The sequence below is a fragment of the Staphylococcus sp. GDY8P120P genome (assembly GCF_017892065.1).
GTDB lineage: Bacteria > Bacillota > Bacilli > Staphylococcales > Staphylococcaceae > Staphylococcus > Staphylococcus nepalensis.
The window spans coordinates 3,626-22,923 of the sequence record NZ_JAESKI010000038.1; the positions used below are offsets into that span (position 1 = coordinate 3,626).

The following is a 19,298-nucleotide window of genomic DNA, read 5'->3' on the forward strand; positions in this document are numbered from 1 at the left end:
TATAAAAATTAATACTGCACGGAAAGAAACAACTATAGAGATCAAACAAATTATATTGTTTTAAGGAGGCGTATATTACGCCTCTTTTTTATTAAATTTATGGAGTGAATAACAATGGAAGTTGTTCGTTTAAATCAAAACCTATTTAATAAATTACGAGGAAACGAAATATCAAGCAATAAAAATGGTTCAAGACCATATTATTATTCTTTCAAACGAAATAATAATAGAGTTTGTATACCTTTTAGAACAAATGCACAAAAAATACCTAATAAATATAAAGTTGATTTAGGAGGCGAACAGCCCGATAAACCCAATTCAGCTATTGATTTAACAAAGTCTATAGTAATTAGTAATAATGAATACCTTAATAACAGATCAAAAGCCAAAATACCACAAAATGTTAATAATTTTTTAAAGCAACAAGCACCAGATATTGAACAAAAATACGATATTATGTCTAAAGATTACATAAAAGCAAAAGCTAGTTTAAGTAAGATACCATTAGTTAAATATTCAACTATGCAATACTTCCACAAAGAATTGAATATTCAAGATAGTATTGATAATCAACAAACTAAAAATGCTATTAATGAATTAATATCTAATGGAAGATCAAATAGATATAATAAATTACAATCTTCTCTGCCTAATGAAAAGTTAGATTTGCTAGATGATTATGAAACTCTGTATGAGTTTAAAAGCCTAACAGACTACCCAGCTAAAATTAATTTTAATGATATTGATAATCCTTACTTAGAAGTTGAGAAAAATAACAAACATTTTACTTTGTCTGCGCTAACTATCAAAAAAGAACCAGAAAAGCATGTAAAAGACTTTTTGAATTATGATATAGAGAACGAAAAGAATAAAGATATTGATTTAGATTTATAAGGCCTGTAAAAAGGCCTTTTTTTCTTTTTATTTATTATGACACGACATGAAATGACACGTCATAAATGGTATAATTACTATATGGAGGTTATATTTACATTAGGTTTTTATTAAACAAAAAGGAGTGATTTAATAATGAGGTTTACACCCCGAGGAATTTTGAACAACACCGATTATGAACTAAATTCTGAATTTTATTATGTACCAGCAAGTGATAAACAAATGAACGAACAAAGAGATATGACTAATAAAAACATAGTAGGTAATTTAGTCTATAGAAATAATTTCTATAACGAAGTGTATACTCAACCAGTTTATGATTTAGAAGATTCTAACGAAAAATATCAAACACCACATATTATGAGTATAGATGATTATGAATTTGATTATAACTTAACTAATTTAGATGAATATTTTACTAAAGATACAGCAAATAAAGGTTATGAAAAGCTAGTAAATGCCATTAAGTCAGAAGAAATTACCTATTTTGACAGTGATATTAATGATATTGATGATTTCACACAACAAGATGAATATTCAGATGATTGGTATACTAACGCTTTTGTTGATTTAGTATTAAGTATGAAAGGATATTCATATCATGTAGAACCAAATAGAGAACCTGTTATTGAGGATTCACATACCATAACAGAAAATGATATTACTTATAATGTAAGCTATAACCCCGAAAAACATCATTTATATATTAATGACTTCCCAGCAATTCCAATAGAAGAAAACGATAATATAAGGTTATTAAATGATAACTTAACTCAAGACATGGATAAAACTTACGATAATATAAACTATAAGTTTTCATACAATGATTTTAAAACTCTCGAAGATGATTCTTATATTTATATTGATTTAACAGATTATAAAGATAATGAAGGTAAATTTGTTAAAAATCTAATCGAAGATATACCACCTAATGAAATTATTAAAGATAGATTAAAACAAAATATTAATTTATTTGACGAACGATCAAATTATAATGCTTTAGCTGTTTATAGAAGGGATTTAGAAGATTTTTCAGATAGAAATAATTTAGATAGCTTAGATAAAGTTAAAGATTTAAAAACATTCTATGATACTGAAATCAATATTAAAGGATTAAACATTAACAACGATATTGAGAAAAAGGCTTTAAATAATCAGTTAGCCTTTAATCTCTATAATGAGCCCTTAAATAACATGTTTAGAGATAACAATGTTTTATATGAAGTTTATGAACAAGAAATTTATAATGATAAACTTCCCCTTTCTATAGAGGATAGAAAAGAAGTGAAAACTTATTTAGATGACGCTAGAAACAATTTTTCAAATAATTTCTATGAATATACAACGAACAAATCATCTATTTTAGCTGAAAATAGTTTAACTGTTTTAGATAAAGCTAAATATGATTTAGAATTTGCCCCTGTATCTAACCATTTATACAAAGAAAGAGAAAATTTTTATGAAGGAATGAAACAAGCTACCCTGCCCTTACACAATATTACTAAAGAACAATATAAAGAAAGAGAAAATGATATTGAAATAGTCGGTCATTTTAAAAACTATATCAATACTGAATTACATGGAACAAAGAGTTCTGAATTCAAACCTAATTTCATAAATGATTCTTTAGAAAATGAAACTAACTCAATATCTTTTGAAGATATTATAAATGGATCAGAAGAAACACATAGTAATATTATTAATTCTATTAAAAATGAATTAAAGCAAGAAAGAGATAATTTAGAAATGTAGGAGGTGCAATATGTTAAAAACATATACTGAAATCATTGGAAGTGAATTGCCAATTTATATAACAAAATCAGAAACAAGTGAATTATTATTTTCAGAAGAATTAAATAAGAATTTAAAATATGAAGTTGTTGGATATTATCTATATAATGCTAAAAAAGAATTATACAAAGAACTTTATAAACCTATTAGCGAGGTGTAATATATGGCTTATTCAAAAGAAAATTATAAAAAGAAAAAAATAGATTCAATAGTAGAAGATTTGAATAATAAGCTAGATGACTTCAAAAACAATGACCAAACCTATAAGGAATTTTTAGATACTACAGCGAAATTTCACAACTACTCAATTAATAATATTATGTTGATTGCTGGTCAAAATCCCGAGGCTACAGCTGTAGCTGGCTATAAAGCGTGGAAGAATAAATTTGATAGACAAGTACAAAAAGGTGCAAAAAGTATGAATATAATTGCGCCTATTGTACAAAAGCGTAATGTCGAAATAAAAGATAGCAACGGTAATTTAATGCGTGATAATAATGGTAATCCTAAAACTGAACGAAAACCAGTTATTACTGGATATAGGGCGCATAATGTATTTGATGTAGCAGACACAAAAGGCAAACCTTTAATAACAGCAAAAGACCTAATAAAAACTGAATTTGAAAACTCTAATGATTATAAAGACTTATATAATGAATTCAAAGATTACATTAATGATGAATTAACACCAAGCGTAGAAGAAAAACATGTATTAGATGACCAGGCATTATCCAGTGGCGCTAAAGGGTACTATGTTCCCAAAACAGATGAAATTGTAATTTCTGATGATTTGTCATATGATATGCGCTTTAAAACTTTAATACATGAATACGCACACTCTCAATTGCATAATGCCGATATAGGTCAAACACAAACATCTGAACATAGTAAGTCCTTAAAAGAAATAGAGGCTGAAAGTTCTGCATATGTAGTCGCTAATTATTATGGTTTAGATACTAGCGATTACTCTTTAGGATATTTAAGTGGCTGGGGGCAAAATATAAGTGATGAGGAATTAAAAGACCACATAAAAAACATACATTCATTTGCAAAAACTACAATTGAAGAAATAAATTCATTACCAGAGTTCTCACAATATATAGATAAAAAACTAGAATCAGAAATGAACAAAGACATATATAAAGACCTTTCAACAATGATAGATACAAACCTAAAAAATGGATTTGATAAAATAACTGTTATCAAAGGTAATTTAGTTAATGATTATGGACTTAATGAAATTTCTGAGAATAGTTATGAGAATGATGATTTTAAAGTGAATATTGATTACAAAGGGTTTAATACAAATAATTCACAAGATAAAGCTAAAATTGAATTGATTAATAAACATGACGATTCACAAAATAGAGATTACAACTTCACTCAAACTTATAATCGAAATGTTATTAATAATACTACAACTATATTTGTGCAAGATGATGATAATGAAGATAAAAACAAAAAATATATTCATGAACGAGATATAGACGGTAATATATTAGAAGAAAAGCATAAATTAAGCCCACAAGATGAAATAGTATCATTTGAAAACTTTGTAAATAAGTCTGTTGAAGAAAACGGCTTAAAAGATACATTACGCCAATTTGTAAGTAATGGTGTATTAATGGGCTATGAGTTAAATGTAGATAATATTGATAATACAAATGAAACTTACTTTTCAATGAATAAAAATCAACAAAATGGCCAACGATCAAATATGACTGCTAAATTAGAACATGATACTAATGAAAATGTTTATATAGATTTTAAAATTAAAAATTCAGCTGGTATTAAAAATATATCCTTTACTGAAAGCAATGAAGATTTTAATAAAGATGAACAGAACAAAGAAATTGAAACTAAACAAGAAGAAGAAATTGACATATAAAAAGAAGGCAATTAAGCCTTCTTTTTTTATAATATATTTTTGCACATAACATTTAATTGATTTATTAGTATATTGTGAAGAAAATAATATTTATCAACCATATAAAAAAGTCTCTTTCAGTTTCTTCTGCATTTTCTAACATAATTTTAATAGTTTGTTTAATACCATACAGCACATTTAATTCCTCGGTACTTAATACATATATTAAGTGAGATAATTCCTGTAAATTATTATTAAAGTCTTTCAAACGTAATATACTATTTTTATCAACATGCCAGCACATTTCCCCCTCATTTTTCGTATTATCAAGAAAGGATTTTACTTTCTTGATTTTGTCAGAGGGTAAGTCAATTGAAATATCGGAATCATATACTTCTAAAAACTTCTTATATATTTCTTCTTCTTTATCTTCATAGCTTAAATAATTATGCTTTAACAAATATCGAAATTTTTCTAACTCTGACAATGTTAAATTAATAGTATTCATTTTATCATATAAAACAAAATTCTTTAGAAATTTTATTCGCTTTAACTTATCATCTAAATATATATTTTCAGCTATTTCATGGTTAAATATAATTAAGTTATCCATTTCAAATAACAATCGTGTTTTGATCTTTTTCTCTTCTCTTTGTCTATTTTCTTCTTTATCTTTTTCGGCAGTTTGTTTTCTTTCTTCTAAATCTTTATTAATTGCTTTTAACGTGAATAGCCCTGCTATAAAAGCACCAACTAACGCACCACCAAATGTAGCAAATAAGCCTAATATACTCACTATTGTATCAATAGGGATCATTTTAATAACATAGTATAATAATTTAAAATCCAAATTCTTATCTCCCAACTTCACAATGTTATATTATTTACAAACTATAAGTGCATACCTCTTTTGTTTTTCAACTCATGACGCTGTTTACTATGATTTTTACCTTTGTACTGATTATTTATGTACTTAGGCATACGTTCTCTAAATATCTCATTAAAATTGAATATCATTGAATCTAGTCCAGCATTTACTAAACCATAGGCTTGTTGTTTTCTATTGTAATTATTATAAGTTTCTTTATCTACAAGAATATCATTACCTTCATAAAACTCTTCAATGTTATCTTTACTTGTTTCGTCCCCTACTTCATTTGATTCTTGATATAAATGTTTTAAATCATTGTTATCACTGTAATCAAAGTCATATTCATTCAATAATTTCTTTTGAATAGCCCCAAACACAAATTTATCATGTTGATTTTTATTAGGTTTAAATTCTTTTTCTTGTAATAACTTAACCTGTTCAGTTATATACTTTCTATCTTCATCACTGTATTTAGGAATAAAGTTACCTGTTTCTAACATTTCAAGCGTGTTTTCTGTGCCATGATAAGTTTTAAAATCAATTAGCTGTTGTTTTTCTTTAATATCAGTAACTTCATTAAAAGCCTTATAATCTTCATCATCTGTAAATAACTCTTTTATTTGTACATCATAATAATCTTCTAATGTATTTTCTGCATTTCTTAGAACCTCTAATTTGCTAGTATAATAATCAATTTTCAAACTATCTTCTATACCTTCATGTTTATTCTCTAACACATCATCAAAGGACAAATTATTTTTATCAAGAATATTTGAAAGTTTATCAGCAAAGAAATTTGATTCTTTCTCAATAGATTCTATACTTATATCTCTATTGCCTATAACTGTATTAAGGCTTATTTGAGCCTCTTTTATACGTTTTTCTTTAACTATATCCTCTAATTCATGATTAGCTGGTAACACATCTCTATCATTTAATATAGTGCGTGTAATAAAGATCTTTTCATCATCACTATAGTTTAATGCTTGTTCGGGATAATTTTTATCAAAGAAAATTCCAGCTTGTTTTTCAAAGACTTCATTTATAGATTCCAGCTTTTTTTGTCTATCTTCTATATTCTCAATCTTATTCAATCTATCTTCATCATCAGTTATTAATGCTGTTTTTTGCTTTAAGTCATAAAGTCTTTCGTTTTCTTCATACATATTTATAGGTGTTACATAAATTTTTAAATCTTTGGCCATATCTTTTAATGTAGTCGAATCTGATTTATCCATATAACTAAAAGCATTTAACTTGTGAGATTTCATATCATCTACTTCATCAAACATTTTATTAATTTTTTGTTGGTTTCTTTTTTTAATACTTTCGTTATGTTTGGATATTGAAGATTTTTTACCTGTTTCATCTTCAAACTTTCTAGCTTTCCAACCTTCTTTTTTTGTGGGTTCTAAATCTATATTTTGCTTTTTATAAGAATCAGCAGAAACTCTAACAGAAAAACCATTCATTTCTAGGTGTTTATTTTGCACTGTTTCCCACCTTTTTCGCCACTCATTATGTTTATCTTTTGTGTTCCAATCTCTTATATAATCATTGCCCTTTCGTTTAGGTTCAAATTCATTATTTTTATCTAAACCACGTAATGTACATAATAAGTGTGCATGAGGATTTTCATCATTAATTTTATGAATATTTAAGTCTACTATCATACCTTCATTTGATAAAGATTCAGCAAATTCTTTTGCTAATTCAATATTACTATTTGGATCAAATTCATTCGGCAAACCAATTATAATTTCACGTGCAACTTGACTATTTTTTCTGTTCTCTACATCATTAACTTTATTCCACAAATATTCTCTATCTTTAAACTTATCATCAGCATTATTAGGCAATAAAATTTCACTATAATCACATTGCTTATTTGAGTAATCTTTAAATTCGTTTTCTTTAAAATCCTTAATCCTACTAGCGCTATTATATGCAGCTTTTGCTGTTGCACTTTGTCCATTTGCTTTTGATACAAACTTATTTTGAAAATGGTACATAGCCATATTAAAAACTCCTTAAAAACCAAATATTGAGCGAAGGCGAAATAAATTAAAAATTAATTTTTAATNNAACGCATAAGTGCGCCCTTACCGGATTTAACTAGATTATAACGGTAAAACTTGAATCTGTCAAATGAAAAGGTTATAATTAAATTAACAAAAATATGGAGGTTTTAATTATGGCTGATATTCAAAAAATGTTAGAACAAAAAGAAAAACTTCAAGAAAAAATTAAAGAAGAAAAGAAAAGAGAATACGAAAAATTTGGAAGATGGTTCTTCAATAAATTTAATGTAAATAGATCAGCAGACGCAAAGAAAATTATAAATGAAAATTTACTTAATATTGAAGATAATAAAGAACACAATTTAGAAAGAAATGAAATTATAGAAGAATCTGAAAATACCAATGAAGAAAGCAAAGAAATAAATGAAATGAATCATAATAATTAATAGAAATTATCAAATATTAATATGATGATAAACTTATAAAACAATTGATTTATTAATAGCAAAATCCACAGTATTTAATATTTTAAGAATAGGAGGTTTTATTATGATTTTATTATCAACAGCTGGCGAAAATGCTGTTCATATTAACCCTATTTTTAGATTTTTTCTATATTTCATTATGTGTGTTCCTATGACAGTGGCTTTATGTACAATATTCCTTAAATTTATCTCAATTTTCATTCTTCCATGGAAAGTATGTTTGTATATTGGTATTGCTTTAGGTATTGTTGTTACTATTTTTCTTTTGGTTCTAACAATTGGTATAGAAATGACATAAATTTTCTACGAAAATATCAAACATGACATGACATGTAATGCAAAATGTGTTAAAATTAATTATAAGAAGTAGCAATCAAGTAAATAAATGCTGGTTGTTATTTTTTTACCCACACAGTATATACTGGTATATACTAAGATATACTATAATATATACTGATATGTACTAGTATATACAAATATAGAAAAGTATATAAATAACTTGTGGTATTTGATCAATTGTACTAATTTAAAAAGAGTAAATAATATGTGGAGGTTTTATTATGAGTAACGTATATGTAATGGCTTTAGATTTTGGTAATGGATTTGTAAAAGGGAAGATTAATGATGAAAAATTTGTAATCCCTTCAAGAATCGGAAGAAAAACTAATGAAAACAATCAATTAAAAGGATTTGTTGATAATAAATTAGATGTATCAGAATTTATTATCAATGGGAATAATGATGAAGTATTACTATTTGGTAATGATTTAGATAAAACTACGAATACTGGTAAAGATACTGCCTCAACAAATGATAGATATGATATTAAATCTTTCAAAGATTTGGTTGAATGTTCTATAGGATTATTAGCAAGAGAAGTGCCAGAAGAAGTTGTCAACGTTGTAATTGCTACTGGTATGCCAAGTAATGAAATAGGAACTGATAAACAAGCTAAGTTTGAAAAACTTTTAAATAAAAGTCGTTTAATTGAAATTGATGGTATCGCTAAAACAATTAATGTTAAAGGCGTTAAGATAGTAGCTCAACCTATGGGAACTTTGCTTGATCTTAATATGGAAAACGGAAAAGTATTCAAAGCATTTACAGAAGGTAAGTACAGTGTTCTTGATTTTGGTAGTGGTACTACAATTATTGATACTTATCAAAATATGAAACGTGTAGAGGAAGAAAGTTTTGTTATAAACAAAGGTACTATTGATTTTTATAAACGAATTGCTAGTCACGTATCTAAAAAATCAGAAGGTGCCTCAATCACACCACGTATGATTGAAAAAGGATTAGAATACAAGCAATGTAAACTTAATCAAAAAACAGTTATTGACTTTAAAGATGAATTTTATAACGAACAGGATAGTTTGATAGAAGAAGTTATGAGTAACTTTGAAATCACTGTAGGTAATATAAATTCAATTGACAGAATTATTGTTACTGGTGGTGGTGCAAACATTCATTTTGATTCATTAAGTCATTATTATTCAGATGTATTCGAGAAAGCAGATGATAGCCAGTTTAGTAATGTTCGTGGATATGAAAAATTGGGGGAATTGTTAAAAAACAAAGTAGAGCAAGAAAGTAAATAATTATGGATAAGAAAGAAACTAAACATCTTCTGAAAATAAAAAAAGAAGATTACCCTCAAATCTTCGATTTTTTAGAAAATGTTCCTAGAGGTACCAAAACAGCACACATAAGAGAGGCATTGAGGCGCTATATTGAAGAAATAGGGGAAAACCCTCCAATACCTTCAAAAGAACACACAGCGCCCTTAAAAGAGCATACAGAGCCTATTAAACGTAATAAAGAAAGTTTTAAAGACGCAATGGAACGTAAGGATCAATTAAAACAAGCTGAAACGCCTAAAATAGAAGAAAAAGAAGAAGAAATGGTAGATATTAGTATTGATGACCTTTAATATCTACATTCCTTCATCCAATTCCATTTTTTCTTCTGCATTTTTAACTACCTTATGAAAGTCTACACCATAGTATTCAGACATTACTAAAAATGTATGTAATGCTATTCTAGGTTTTTTACCATTCTCGATACGTGAAAGATGACCAGCAGTCACACTCAAATCAAATGCAACTTCTTCTTGTCGCTTGCCTATGAGTTGACGCTGGTTTTTAAATTCTAAACAAATGTATCTATATAGTTTTTGTATACGGTATTCATTCATGATTTATCGGCCTCATAATTTTAGATGTATTAATTATATTAGAGATTTGTTATCAAATACATTTCATTACAAGCATATAATTGACCTGTGAGGCAACAAAAAAGTTTTTATTTTTTTTAAAATAGTGTTACTATTGAACATAGAAAAAGACACCTAACGCTTGGCGGTTGTTAGATGTCTAAAGAGTTTAAATAATATGTGTTATTTACTTTTACTATTTGTTTGTATCTTTATTATATATACAAGCTCGATACATTACAAGATAAAAGCAACAAGTCTTTAAGTTATATATAACGGATAATATTATATAACCTTATTCATCACTTGTAAATAACGATATTACTTAAACTCCTTCAAATAAACATTTAAAGGAGTTTTTATCATGTCTAAACAATTTTTTACGGTAGAAGAAAATTATAAAGAACGCTTTTACCAATTACCTAAAGTATTTTTTACTAATCCTAATTATAAAGATTTATCGAATGACGCTAAAATTGCTTACGCAATATTGAGAGATCGCCTACAATTATCTATTAAAAATAACTGGATAGATACAGAAGGTAATATATATTTCATTTATACAGTTGCTGATTTAGAAGTGATATTAAATTGTGGGAACAAAAAAATCACTAAAATTAAAAAAGAATTAGAAAATGTAGATTTACTAATTCAAAAAAGGCAGGGTTTAAACAAACCAAATCTACTTTATTTATTAAAACCAGCCATAACTAAAAATGATATTTATGAAATAGATAAGGCTGAAAATGAAGTTGAGCCCTTACAAGATAAGGAAATGTCAAAAGGACACGTCCAGAAATGTCAAAAGGACACGTCTAGAAATGTCGAAACAACACGCCTAGAAATGTCAAAAGGACACACAAATGATACTGATTTTATTGATACTGACTTTATTGATACTGAAAGTAATGATATGAATAATATGAATGATATAAACCAACATTCAAATCATTCAAATCATTTTTCAAATACTCATGATAAAGAATCTCTTAAATATATAGAACTTCAAGAATTCCCCGAATTAAGTAAAAGTTATATTAATAATTTTAGTTATGAAGAAGTTAAAAGTATTAAATCAGTTATTTTAAAAGCTAGAAAATCATTTAATAACAAATACGATACAGGTTATATGTTAGAAGATATAGATGAAGAATTACTATTAGTTTTAAAACGATTTAAAGGCTACCTTGTTAAAAAACAAGAAAAGGTATCTAATATGGAAGGCTATTTAATGCGAAGTATCATTGCTGAACTTGAAGAAATGCATACAACGATTATGAGAAGAAAAAATATGGAAAACAATCCAATGTTTTTATTTAAATAGTTTTAAAGTTAAATTTTCAAAAAAAAGAGATTATACACCCGAAAAGGTGTATAATCTTTACTGTTTGTGAGTTATTTAAGTGAGGTGTTGCCTAATACATAAATTATTTATTACTTTTAATTTGCTCTAATCCTTTTTTTAAGATTTCTCTACCAGCTTGTGAAACGTTATCGAAATCTTTTGCTTGTGCGTATTTGATAATCTCGTCTTTCATATCGGGATCAACTAACAAATGTAGTGATACTTTTTTCTTTTTTGATAAAAAGACTGAATTTTCTTCATTATTATTCATAGTAATATAACCTCCTTTTTTGTCCTTTCGTGTAATTCTAGTTAATTACACAATACCACATTTACACATGACATGTCATGACAAAAAAGTTTAAAAAGTTGTATAAATTACATGACATGACATGTAAGGTTATGTTATAATTGATTTATCAAATAGAAAAGGTGGGTTGTAATTGGATAACGTAACATTTCGTAAACGTATTGAAGAATATCGAAAGCGATCTATTGAGCAAAAAAAATATGAGAGCAAACTAAATTATCAATCAAGATTTGGTGTGAAAGATGATGAAGTTAATACTTTTAATATCAAAGGCATTGCTACAGATAGAAAAGAAAATAAGTTAGTAATGGCCGAAGATAGAGAGGATAAACAAAAAGTTCTTTTATACGCCAATAAAGATAATGATATGTATTATTTGAATTCTGGTAGCACTTATAAAGAGGCTGTTCAAAACACTTTTGGTAATGAAACCAATTACGAAATGGTAGATGATGAATTATTTATTTATAATTCAAAAAATCAAGCACTTACAAACTATGACCAACTTAATGAGTATCACAATCGACAAAAGCAATTACAATATAACACCCAATTAGAACAGGAACGAAAGCAGAGATTGACCGATACAAATAAAGTTAGTGAAAATGCTAAAGAAGATTTAGCGTTAAGTTTGGGACTTACAGCAACAGCATTGAAAGGTAATATCAACATTTCTAGTGTTGAAAAAGTCACTGATAATGAAAGCATGGTTACTTTAGAAAATGAAATTAATGGTAAGTCAGAACATTTAATTTCAGATTTTAAAGATAGTTTCATTGAAAAGGCTAAAGAAAAGCTAACTGTTTCTCCTTCAATGAGGTTAGGATTTGAAGAATTAAAAAACGCCTCGGGACAAATAGCAATGGGATTTACAGAATTCTTTGGCGCTAGATATGACGAAAGCACTTTAGAAAATGACCCTAAAGTTGTAGCAACAGAAAAAGGGTATTCTGTTTCTGTTTTTGATAAAGACGGAAATAAAAAAGATTTAACATCAGCAGACACTTTTGAGGAGGCAGTAAAATTATCTAAAGAAATGAAACAAGATAATTCGCTTTCTCGTAGTGAAATAGAATTAAACCAAGAGTTAGAAAAGAAAAAAATATAAGGAAGGTTGATTAATTATGATTAAAAAAATTAGTTTAATAACTGTTTACGTAGCATTTTTAAGTTTTATTTTAGCAAATCCAACATTTGCGGCGGCTAACCCTGGTCCGAAAATTGAACAAGGATTACAACAAATTCAAACTTTCTTAACTGGTATTATTGTTATTGTTGGTATCTGTGCAGGTGTATGGATAGTTATTAAAAAATTACCGACTATCGACGATCCAATGACAAAAAATGAAATGTTTAGAGGTGTCGGAATGGCATTAGCTGGTGTAGCTCTTGGTGCAGCACTTGTTTGGTTGGTTCCATGGGTATACAACCTATTTCAATAAACACAACAAAAGCTACATTCTAGTAATGTAGCTTTTTCTTTTAAAAGGAGTGGATTATATGTCCGTTGAGCAACAAGTTAAAGATATAATGCTTGATATGTTAGGCGAAGAAAAGAAAGTTAAAGAAAATATAATACCTCGTAATGTAGACGCTAGCTATAAAATATTTTTAAATTTAAATGGTAAAGAGTTAGCAATCGTATTTATACCTTTTTTACTGTTTTTAGTAATTGCATTTAGTGTAACGTTTTTAATGGGATTACTTAACTTAGTAACTGGTTTTATGGTGTTTATAGTAGGTTTGATTTTTGGCTTAACAATATATGGATTGCTAACAATTAGACCAATTAGCACAAAAGAAAATATAAGAATGATTGATATTTTGAAACAATCACAGCAATTTACTAAAAGGCAAAAAGTTTACTTTTATAAAAGTAAAGAAAGATTGGGTGATGATGATGTTTAAAAAAAAGAATAAACAAAATAAAAATAACGAACAACAATTTGAAATTATAAATAGATATATAAAAGGGGACGGACGGAATCAAAGTATTCAAGATGATTCATTAATAGCTGGTTTTTATAAAGATTATGTTGTTACTAAAGACGGTTATATTAGTGGAGGTTTAAATATAACTGGTGTAAATACAGAGTTATTAACTAAATTTGAACAAAATGATTTATTAGAAGAATATTCATCTTTTATTTCAAATATTCTTTATGATGAACCAATGATTAAAACTATTACTGAACCAGTAAACATACAAAACTATATAAAGAATCTTTATAGACAAGTATTACTTGATATGAAAAATAACGATAACAAACCAACAAGACGAGGCCAATTAATAGCTGGTCGCATATTGTTTTTACAAGAAAAGTTAGCAAAAGGCGAAATGAGTACAAAAAAACATTATATTTTCTTCTCAGAAAAAATAACAGAAAATACGGTAGCACAATTAGATCATGCAGTGAACAGACTACATGAAAAGATAAATCTTAATAAAGAGGCATTACAACAAGCATTTTCACATTACGGTTTAGAAACTAGACCTATATACCAAACCGAATACTTAAACCAGTTTTATGCGTTATATGATTATAAAGGATATAACGATTATCATCTTAGTAATTAGAACGAAAGGAGTTTTTGAATATGGCAATTTTAAAAAAGAGAAAACAAGAACAAGCAACAAACAAAATTTACAATGAATCTTTTCAAAGGATAACAGAAGTATTAGATACAGATTCAGTGGATAGTATTTATCCATTTAGTTGGATAGAGAAAAAATCACATATAGAAACTGGCGAAAACTATATTAAAAATTTATTAGTAGTTGACTACCCTCAATCAGTAAAAGGGGCGTACTTATCAAATCTACTAAAGAAAAACGGAAATATCCAAATAACGAAATTTATTAGACCAGCAAATATTGAAAAAATGATTGACCATTTAAACAACTCAATTAAAAACAAAAAAGCAGAACAAATGCGTACTACAGACCCGAAACGAAATGCAACAATTAAAAGAGAAATTGATAGTAGTAAAAAACAACTTGATAAATTTTTAGATGAAAAAACAGGATTTATGTACATGTATATGTATATCACGTTAAATGGCGATTCATACGAAAAGATACAAGCGCTAGAAAAAGATGTTAAGCGTACTTTAACGAGATTAAGACTTAAAACACATACACCTACAAACGCAATGAGAGAATCATTTCATACAGTTCTTCCGTTAAATAGAAACTTCTTATCAGCGTTTACACAACAAAATATGGATACAGCAACAGCAGGGCATTTCTTTATGTTTGATGATTCAGAAATTATTGATTTAACACCTAATACATCAGTTTTTGGAATTAACAAAAATACAGATTCATTAGTAGCAGTTGATTTCAATAACAAAGAAAAAACTTTAAATAAAAATATGACTATTATCGGTACAAGTGGTGTAGGTAAATCAACTTTGAACATGAGAATGATTTTAGACAATGTAAAAAAATCTATAAGACAATTTATCATTGATCCCGAAGATGAATTTTCATATATAACTAAATATTACGGTGGAACAGTTGTAAATATTTCAACAAGTTCAAATATCAAAATTAATCCATTTGAAATATTTTCAGAAGAAGTATTTGAAAAAGAAGATGAAACAGACAATGAAACAACATCAGATGTTTTAACGGAAAGCAACGAACAAGAAAGTCAAATTGACACATTAGTTCGTTCTAAAATAGGGAAGTTGAAAACCTTCTTTAGAGTTCTTAAAGATGAAATATCTCAAACAGAAATATCTGTATTATCTTCAACTTTAAGACAGTTATATCAAGATAAAGGCTTTAAAGGTAATGCGAAATTATCAGATTTCAAAAGCGAAGATTATCCAACTTTAACAGAATTATATAACAAACTAAAAGACTTAGACCCAGAAAAATATGAGGTATTAAAGGACTTAACGCTTATCATAGAAGATTACACAATGGAACATGGTACTACTACAATTTTTGACGGTTATACAAACATCAAGTTAGATAATGAAATTGTTACTTTTAACCTTAAACCATTACAAACAGAAAAAGATGTTCAAAGTGCAGCATATTTAAATATATTTAGTTTCTTATGGGACGAAATTACAAAAGATAGAACAACAGAAACGGTATTAATGACTGATGAATTACACTTCTTAGCAACAAATGAATATAGCTTAGATTTCTATTATCAAGCATATAAGCGTATTAGAAAATATGGTGGTGGTGCCATTGCCTCTACTCAACAAATAAAAGATATTCTTAGAACATCACAAGAAATAGGTTCAGCTATTATTGAAAATAGTCATACTAAATTCTTCTTTGGAATGGATAACGTAGGCGTTGATGATGTTGTTGATAAATTAGGATTGAAATTTAGCGATCAAGAAATATCTCATTTAACTAAAAAGAAAAAGGGCGAGGCATTACTACTATACGGAACACAAAGAGCATTTATAAGAATTGATTTAGATAGAGAAGAAACAAGACTTTGGAATAAAGATTTATATGAAACGATTTATGAAGAATCAGCAGACATAGAGCCGAATTATGTAGAGCAACTAGGATTATCAGATATTGATTTAGCAGAATTAGAAGAAGAATTAAGACAAGCAGAAATGATTTATGAATAGGAGGTAATCTCATGAAAATCAGAAATTTTAATGAAGGAACGTTAGTAGGGAAACATAACCACTTAGAATATATCATCAATGTTGATTTATGCCATATATCAGACATAGATGAAATTAGATACGACCTAACAGAACCTAATGAATTGTTTTTTGAAGTTAAAGATTTACAAAAGGAAGGCGATTATTTTCATATCATTTACAACACTGACAATGAATATAATTCCTTCCTATCAGCAAAAAAAGAAAGCAAAGCACTCAAATTATCTTTAATGGATTATGTGTTAAAAGTTGATCCATTAAAGGACAATATAACTGTTATGCACCCAGCAAACCTATTTTTTAAAAATATTGAGGATATAAAAATAGCATTTAAAGGGCATGAATATTTACCTAAACCTAAAATAAATAATTTAGAACAGTATAAATTGTTAATAATGAGTACATTATCACAATACACGTTTGATAAGTATTATCGCAATAAATTTGAAGTTTTATCAAAAGAAAAAGATGATTTCTTCCATAAAGTTAATAATGCAGAAACTTTTGAAAAATTGAAAGAGATTGTAAGACATGAATTAAATCAAGTACAGACAGAGTATTTACTGAATGAAGAAAAACGCAATAGAGAAACACGAAAAAAATACATTAGAAATTTAATACTTGGTTTTGTTGGTATTGCAATAGTTATAAGCCTAATTTCATTTATGATTATAAACGGAAAACAACAAGAATTAGATAGCAAAATAGCACAAGCAGATAAGCAAGAACAAAGAAGTAAAGTGTATGAAAATCTTTATAATGGCAATGTCGATCAAGCAGTTAAAGGAATGAAAAATGACGATAGCTTTAACAAAAAAGATATTGAAAAAACATTAAAAAAAGAAAAGAAATATGAAGAATTAATTGAATTAAGCAGTAAAAACACACCTTATGTAATTGAACAATTATATAAAGAAGGTAAGCAAAATAAAATAAGAGAGTTAGCTTACAACTTTGAAAACAACGATACTTTGAGCCTAGAAAAGAAAATCTTAGACAAAGACGGAACAGCATTTAGTGTAGGCTCAACAGGTAATTACGAAGAACAAAGCAAACGTTTGGCTTTAGCGTCAGCCGAAGAAGGTTATGTTGAATCAGCTGAAGATATTAATAAAAAACTAAAAGATGATGAAGTTGAAGAAGAAATAAATAAAGCTAAAATCAAACAACTAAAAGAAGAAAAGGACAACACAAAAGATAAAGACAAGAAAAAAGAAATTCAAAAAGATATAGAGAAATTAGAGAAAAAATAAGAGGGAGGTAAAGTATCATGTGGACTGCTATTGCTAAAGGGATAACAATGCTAATGAAGAAAAAAGCATTATCCAAAATATTAAAACCAGTAATAGCTATAGTTATAGGTTTTTTCCTTCTTATTTTTATAATGGTTGCTTATCTTGTAGGATCTTTCACGAAAGAGATTAATGAGAGTGGCGACCAAAAAATGAAAGAGGCTGAATCAACAGCAACTGGTGCGTGTACTGGTGGAAGTGTAGACGGTTCGGGTATTTCTACTTTTGAAAAAAATGCCAAAGGTGGTGCGTTAGAAGGTAAAGCTAAAGATATGGTCAAAATTGCTAAAAAAAATAAAATACCACCAAAATTATTTATGGCAATTGTAGCCTCTGAATCAGAGTGGGGCAAAGGGCCAAACGCAACAAAACAAAAAAACCCTCTATCAATAATGGGGGCTGGACCTTTACAAGTTTATCCTTCAATTGAAGAAGGACTTGATAAAGGCGCAAAAAATTTATATGACTTATATATTTCTAAAGGTTTAACAACGCCCGAAAAAATCGGGCCAAAATACGCACCAGTTGGCGCTAGCAATGACCCGACAGACTTAAATAGTAACTGGGTACCTACAGTTAAAAAAATCATGAAGTCATTCGGTGGCGAAGAGGCCAAATGTTCAACTGAAAGTAGTGGTGGAGGTTCAGACGGTAAAGGCTTTGATTTTAAAGGCGAATTCCCTAAACCCGATAAATCGAAATATAACGGACAATCATATCCATGGGGACAATGTACATGGTATGTACATCAACGTAGAAAAGAAATCGGTAAACCAGTACCTTTAACATGGGGTAATGGTGGCGATTGGGGAGATAATGCAAAAGCACAAGGTTGGGAAGTAGGTAGTAAACCAAAAGCTGGCGCTGGAGCCTCTATAAAACCTGGTAACTTTGGTGCACCAGCACCATACGGACATATAATGTTCGTAGAAAAGGTTAAAAAAGACGGTGGAATTATAGTTAGTGAGGCCAACGTAAAAGGCGAAGGAGTAATAAGTTCAAGAGAATTTACAAAAGAAGAAACACAACGTATGCAATTTATTTATGATAAGTAGGTGGAGAATATGAAAAAATTATTAACTATAGTTATTTTATTCACTTTGGTTTTGGCTGGTTGTGGCCAAAATCAAAGTGAGAAAAATAGTAAAAAGGATAATGAAGAAAAAACAGTAGACACTACAGAAGAAAGAAACGATATGATAAAAGGTCTAATTGAATATGGTTATGAAAATGATGATTATAAAGGTTACAAGCATATGAAAGATATATTATCTGAAAAAATGCAAAAACAAGCTGAAATGCAAAATCAATCAGCACAAACTAAAGGTGTAGAAAAGGAAACTAAAGACATTAAACTTTATCAAGACGTAGATAATGATGATGAAGTGCTTTATTCTATTAAACTTTCAATCACAAACAAAAAAGAAAAAAACTCTGACTACTCAATGAGATATGGCAAAATTCAACTAACAGAAGAAGAAGGTAAACAAAAGATAGATAATATCGAAGAACTAACACAAAGAAACTTAGTAAGTATGAATCAAGAATAGAAAGAGG

21 protein-coding genes are annotated in these 19,298 nt (G+C 27.9%); 17 read left to right on the forward strand and 4 right to left on the reverse strand.

Annotated features, from left to right (window positions below):
- Positions 1 to 114 precede the first annotated feature (114 nt).
- From KA900_RS14295 to KA900_RS14310, 4 genes are all read left to right on the forward strand, one after another.
- A complete protein-coding gene (locus KA900_RS14295) occupies positions 115 to 894 on the forward strand; it encodes a hypothetical protein (protein WP_030061437.1) in 780 nt (259 codons plus the stop codon).
- 135 nt (positions 895 to 1,029) lie between these two features.
- Complete coding sequence (locus KA900_RS14300; RefSeq protein WP_030061439.1) at positions 1,030 to 2,646, forward strand: hypothetical protein; 1,617 nt, start codon at positions 1,030 to 1,032, stop codon at positions 2,644 to 2,646.
- A gap of 10 nt (positions 2,647 to 2,656) precedes the next feature.
- Positions 2,657 to 2,845 carry a hypothetical protein gene (locus KA900_RS14305; RefSeq protein ID WP_030061441.1) on the forward strand — a complete coding sequence of 63 codons (189 nt, stop codon included), beginning with the start codon at positions 2,657 to 2,659 and terminating at the stop codon, positions 2,843 to 2,845.
- Between the two features lie 3 nt (positions 2,846 to 2,848).
- A complete protein-coding gene (locus KA900_RS14310; protein WP_030061443.1) occupies positions 2,849 to 4,573 on the forward strand; it encodes an ArdC family protein in 1,725 nt (574 codons plus the stop codon).
- Positions 4,574 to 4,637: 64 nt separating this feature from the next.
- Here KA900_RS14310 and KA900_RS14315 read toward each other — a convergent pair whose 3' ends face one another.
- Both KA900_RS14315 and KA900_RS14320 read right to left on the reverse strand, forming a co-directional pair.
- Complete coding sequence (locus KA900_RS14315) at positions 4,638 to 5,402, reverse strand: eukaryotic translation initiation factor 3 subunit J (protein WP_210133605.1); 765 nt, start codon at positions 5,400 to 5,402, stop codon at positions 4,638 to 4,640.
- A 41-nt stretch (positions 5,403 to 5,443) separates the two neighbouring features.
- Complete coding sequence (locus tag KA900_RS14320; RefSeq protein WP_030061449.1) at positions 5,444 to 7,441, reverse strand: MobA/MobL family protein; 1,998 nt, start codon at positions 7,439 to 7,441, stop codon at positions 5,444 to 5,446.
- A 176-nt stretch (positions 7,442 to 7,617) separates the two neighbouring features.
- Between KA900_RS14320 and KA900_RS14325 the strand changes: the two genes are divergently transcribed.
- The 4 genes from KA900_RS14325 to KA900_RS14340 all read left to right on the forward strand — a co-directional run bounded on the left by KA900_RS14325 (position 7,618) and on the right by KA900_RS14340 (position 9,862).
- Positions 7,618 to 7,890 carry a hypothetical protein gene (locus KA900_RS14325; RefSeq protein ID WP_030061451.1) on the forward strand — a complete coding sequence of 91 codons (273 nt, stop codon included), beginning with the start codon at positions 7,618 to 7,620 and terminating at the stop codon, positions 7,888 to 7,890.
- A 103-nt stretch (positions 7,891 to 7,993) separates the two neighbouring features.
- A complete protein-coding gene (locus KA900_RS14330; RefSeq protein WP_000602212.1) occupies positions 7,994 to 8,227 on the forward strand; it encodes a hypothetical protein in 234 nt (77 codons plus the stop codon).
- Between the two features lie 262 nt (positions 8,228 to 8,489).
- Positions 8,490 to 9,530, forward strand: coding sequence for a ParM/StbA family protein (locus KA900_RS14335; protein ID WP_000073390.1), 1,041 nt, complete (start codon positions 8,490 to 8,492; stop codon positions 9,528 to 9,530).
- 2 nt (positions 9,531 to 9,532) lie between these two features.
- On the forward strand, positions 9,533 to 9,862 hold the full coding sequence (locus tag KA900_RS14340; RefSeq protein WP_030061459.1) for a plasmid segregation protein ParR: 330 nt from the start codon (positions 9,533 to 9,535) through the stop codon (positions 9,860 to 9,862).
- Positions 9,863 to 9,865: 3 nt separating this feature from the next.
- On the opposite strand, the gene KA900_RS14345 is transcribed toward KA900_RS14340, so the two are convergent.
- Entirely contained in the window at positions 9,866 to 10,126 is a 261-nt protein-coding gene (locus KA900_RS14345; protein WP_001008214.1) for a helix-turn-helix domain-containing protein, read from the reverse strand.
- A 382-nt stretch (positions 10,127 to 10,508) separates the two neighbouring features.
- On the opposite strand from KA900_RS14345, the gene KA900_RS14350 reads away from it, so the two are divergent.
- Entirely contained in the window at positions 10,509 to 11,468 is a 960-nt protein-coding gene (locus KA900_RS14350) for a replication initiator protein A (RefSeq protein WP_030061463.1), read from the forward strand.
- Between the two features lie 103 nt (positions 11,469 to 11,571).
- On the opposite strand, the gene KA900_RS14355 is transcribed toward KA900_RS14350, so the two are convergent.
- Positions 11,572 to 11,760, reverse strand: a complete 189-nt coding sequence (locus KA900_RS14355; protein WP_030061465.1) for a hypothetical protein — start codon at positions 11,758 to 11,760, stop codon at positions 11,572 to 11,574.
- Between the two features lie 172 nt (positions 11,761 to 11,932).
- Between KA900_RS14355 and trsA the strand changes: the two genes are divergently transcribed.
- From trsA to trsH, 8 genes are read left to right on the forward strand one after another with little or no spacing between them, the layout of a single operon-like run.
- Positions 11,933 to 12,907 (forward strand): conjugative transfer protein TrsA, encoded by a 975-nt coding sequence (gene trsA / locus KA900_RS14360; RefSeq protein WP_030061467.1) that lies wholly within the window; start codon positions 11,933 to 11,935, stop codon positions 12,905 to 12,907.
- A gap of 16 nt (positions 12,908 to 12,923) precedes the next feature.
- Entirely contained in the window at positions 12,924 to 13,241 is a 318-nt protein-coding gene (locus KA900_RS14365; protein WP_030061469.1) for a CagC family type IV secretion system protein, read from the forward strand.
- Positions 13,242 to 13,299: 58 nt separating this feature from the next.
- Entirely contained in the window at positions 13,300 to 13,707 is a 408-nt protein-coding gene (locus tag KA900_RS14370; protein ID WP_030061471.1) for a hypothetical protein, read from the forward strand.
- The gene (gene trsD, locus KA900_RS14375) at positions 13,694 to 14,377 is read left to right on the forward strand and encodes a TrsD/TraD family conjugative transfer protein (protein ID WP_030061473.1); all 684 of its coding nucleotides are present in this window, start codon (positions 13,694 to 13,696) and stop codon (positions 14,375 to 14,377) included. The genes KA900_RS14370 and trsD overlap by 14 nt, the downstream gene beginning before the upstream one ends.
- A gap of 20 nt (positions 14,378 to 14,397) precedes the next feature.
- Positions 14,398 to 16,410: a VirB4 family type IV secretion system protein gene (locus KA900_RS14380; protein WP_030061475.1), complete on the forward strand. Its 2,013-nt coding sequence runs from the start codon at positions 14,398 to 14,400 to the stop codon at positions 16,408 to 16,410.
- An 11-nt stretch (positions 16,411 to 16,421) separates the two neighbouring features.
- Positions 16,422 to 17,702 (forward strand): hypothetical protein, encoded by a 1,281-nt coding sequence (locus KA900_RS14385; protein ID WP_030061477.1) that lies wholly within the window; start codon positions 16,422 to 16,424, stop codon positions 17,700 to 17,702.
- Positions 17,703 to 17,719: 17 nt separating this feature from the next.
- The gene (locus tag KA900_RS14390) at positions 17,720 to 18,796 is read left to right on the forward strand and encodes a CHAP domain-containing protein (protein ID WP_031921304.1); all 1,077 of its coding nucleotides are present in this window, start codon (positions 17,720 to 17,722) and stop codon (positions 18,794 to 18,796) included.
- A 9-nt stretch (positions 18,797 to 18,805) separates the two neighbouring features.
- The gene (gene trsH, locus KA900_RS14395) at positions 18,806 to 19,291 is read left to right on the forward strand and encodes a TrsH/TraH family protein (RefSeq protein WP_000735570.1); all 486 of its coding nucleotides are present in this window, start codon (positions 18,806 to 18,808) and stop codon (positions 19,289 to 19,291) included.
- The last annotated feature ends 7 nt before the right edge of the window (positions 19,292 to 19,298 follow it).

Coding starts and splice junctions, on each gene's coding strand:
- KA900_RS14295 (WP_030061437.1), top strand. CDS start 115: ATGGAAGTTGTTCGTTTAAATCAAAACCTATTTAATAAATTACGAGGA.
- KA900_RS14300 (WP_030061439.1), top strand. CDS start 1,030: ATGAGGTTTACACCCCGAGGAATTTTGAACAACACCGATTATGAACTA.
- KA900_RS14305 (WP_030061441.1), top strand. CDS start 2,657: ATGTTAAAAACATATACTGAAATCATTGGAAGTGAATTGCCAATTTAT.
- KA900_RS14310 (WP_030061443.1), top strand. CDS start 2,849: ATGGCTTATTCAAAAGAAAATTATAAAAAGAAAAAAATAGATTCAATA.
- KA900_RS14320 (WP_030061449.1), bottom strand. CDS start 7,441: ATGGCTATGTACCATTTTCAAAATAAGTTTGTATCAAAAGCAAATGGA.
- KA900_RS14325 (WP_030061451.1), top strand. CDS start 7,618: ATGGCTGATATTCAAAAAATGTTAGAACAAAAAGAAAAACTTCAAGAA.
- KA900_RS14330 (WP_000602212.1), top strand. CDS start 7,994: ATGATTTTATTATCAACAGCTGGCGAAAATGCTGTTCATATTAACCCT.
- KA900_RS14335 (WP_000073390.1), top strand. CDS start 8,490: ATGAGTAACGTATATGTAATGGCTTTAGATTTTGGTAATGGATTTGTA.
- KA900_RS14340 (WP_030061459.1), top strand. CDS start 9,533: ATGGATAAGAAAGAAACTAAACATCTTCTGAAAATAAAAAAAGAAGAT.
- KA900_RS14345 (WP_001008214.1), bottom strand. CDS start 10,126: ATGAATGAATACCGTATACAAAAACTATATAGATACATTTGTTTAGAA.
- KA900_RS14350 (WP_030061463.1), top strand. CDS start 10,509: ATGTCTAAACAATTTTTTACGGTAGAAGAAAATTATAAAGAACGCTTT.
- KA900_RS14355 (WP_030061465.1), bottom strand. CDS start 11,760: ATGAATAATAATGAAGAAAATTCAGTCTTTTTATCAAAAAAGAAAAAA.
- KA900_RS14365 (WP_030061469.1), top strand. CDS start 12,924: ATGATTAAAAAAATTAGTTTAATAACTGTTTACGTAGCATTTTTAAGT.
- KA900_RS14370 (WP_030061471.1), top strand. CDS start 13,300: ATGTCCGTTGAGCAACAAGTTAAAGATATAATGCTTGATATGTTAGGC.
- trsD (WP_030061473.1), top strand. CDS start 13,694: ATGATGATGTTTAAAAAAAAGAATAAACAAAATAAAAATAACGAACAA.
- KA900_RS14380 (WP_030061475.1), top strand. CDS start 14,398: ATGGCAATTTTAAAAAAGAGAAAACAAGAACAAGCAACAAACAAAATT.
- KA900_RS14385 (WP_030061477.1), top strand. CDS start 16,422: ATGAAAATCAGAAATTTTAATGAAGGAACGTTAGTAGGGAAACATAAC.
- KA900_RS14390 (WP_031921304.1), top strand. CDS start 17,720: ATGTGGACTGCTATTGCTAAAGGGATAACAATGCTAATGAAGAAAAAA.
- trsH (WP_000735570.1), top strand. CDS start 18,806: ATGAAAAAATTATTAACTATAGTTATTTTATTCACTTTGGTTTTGGCT.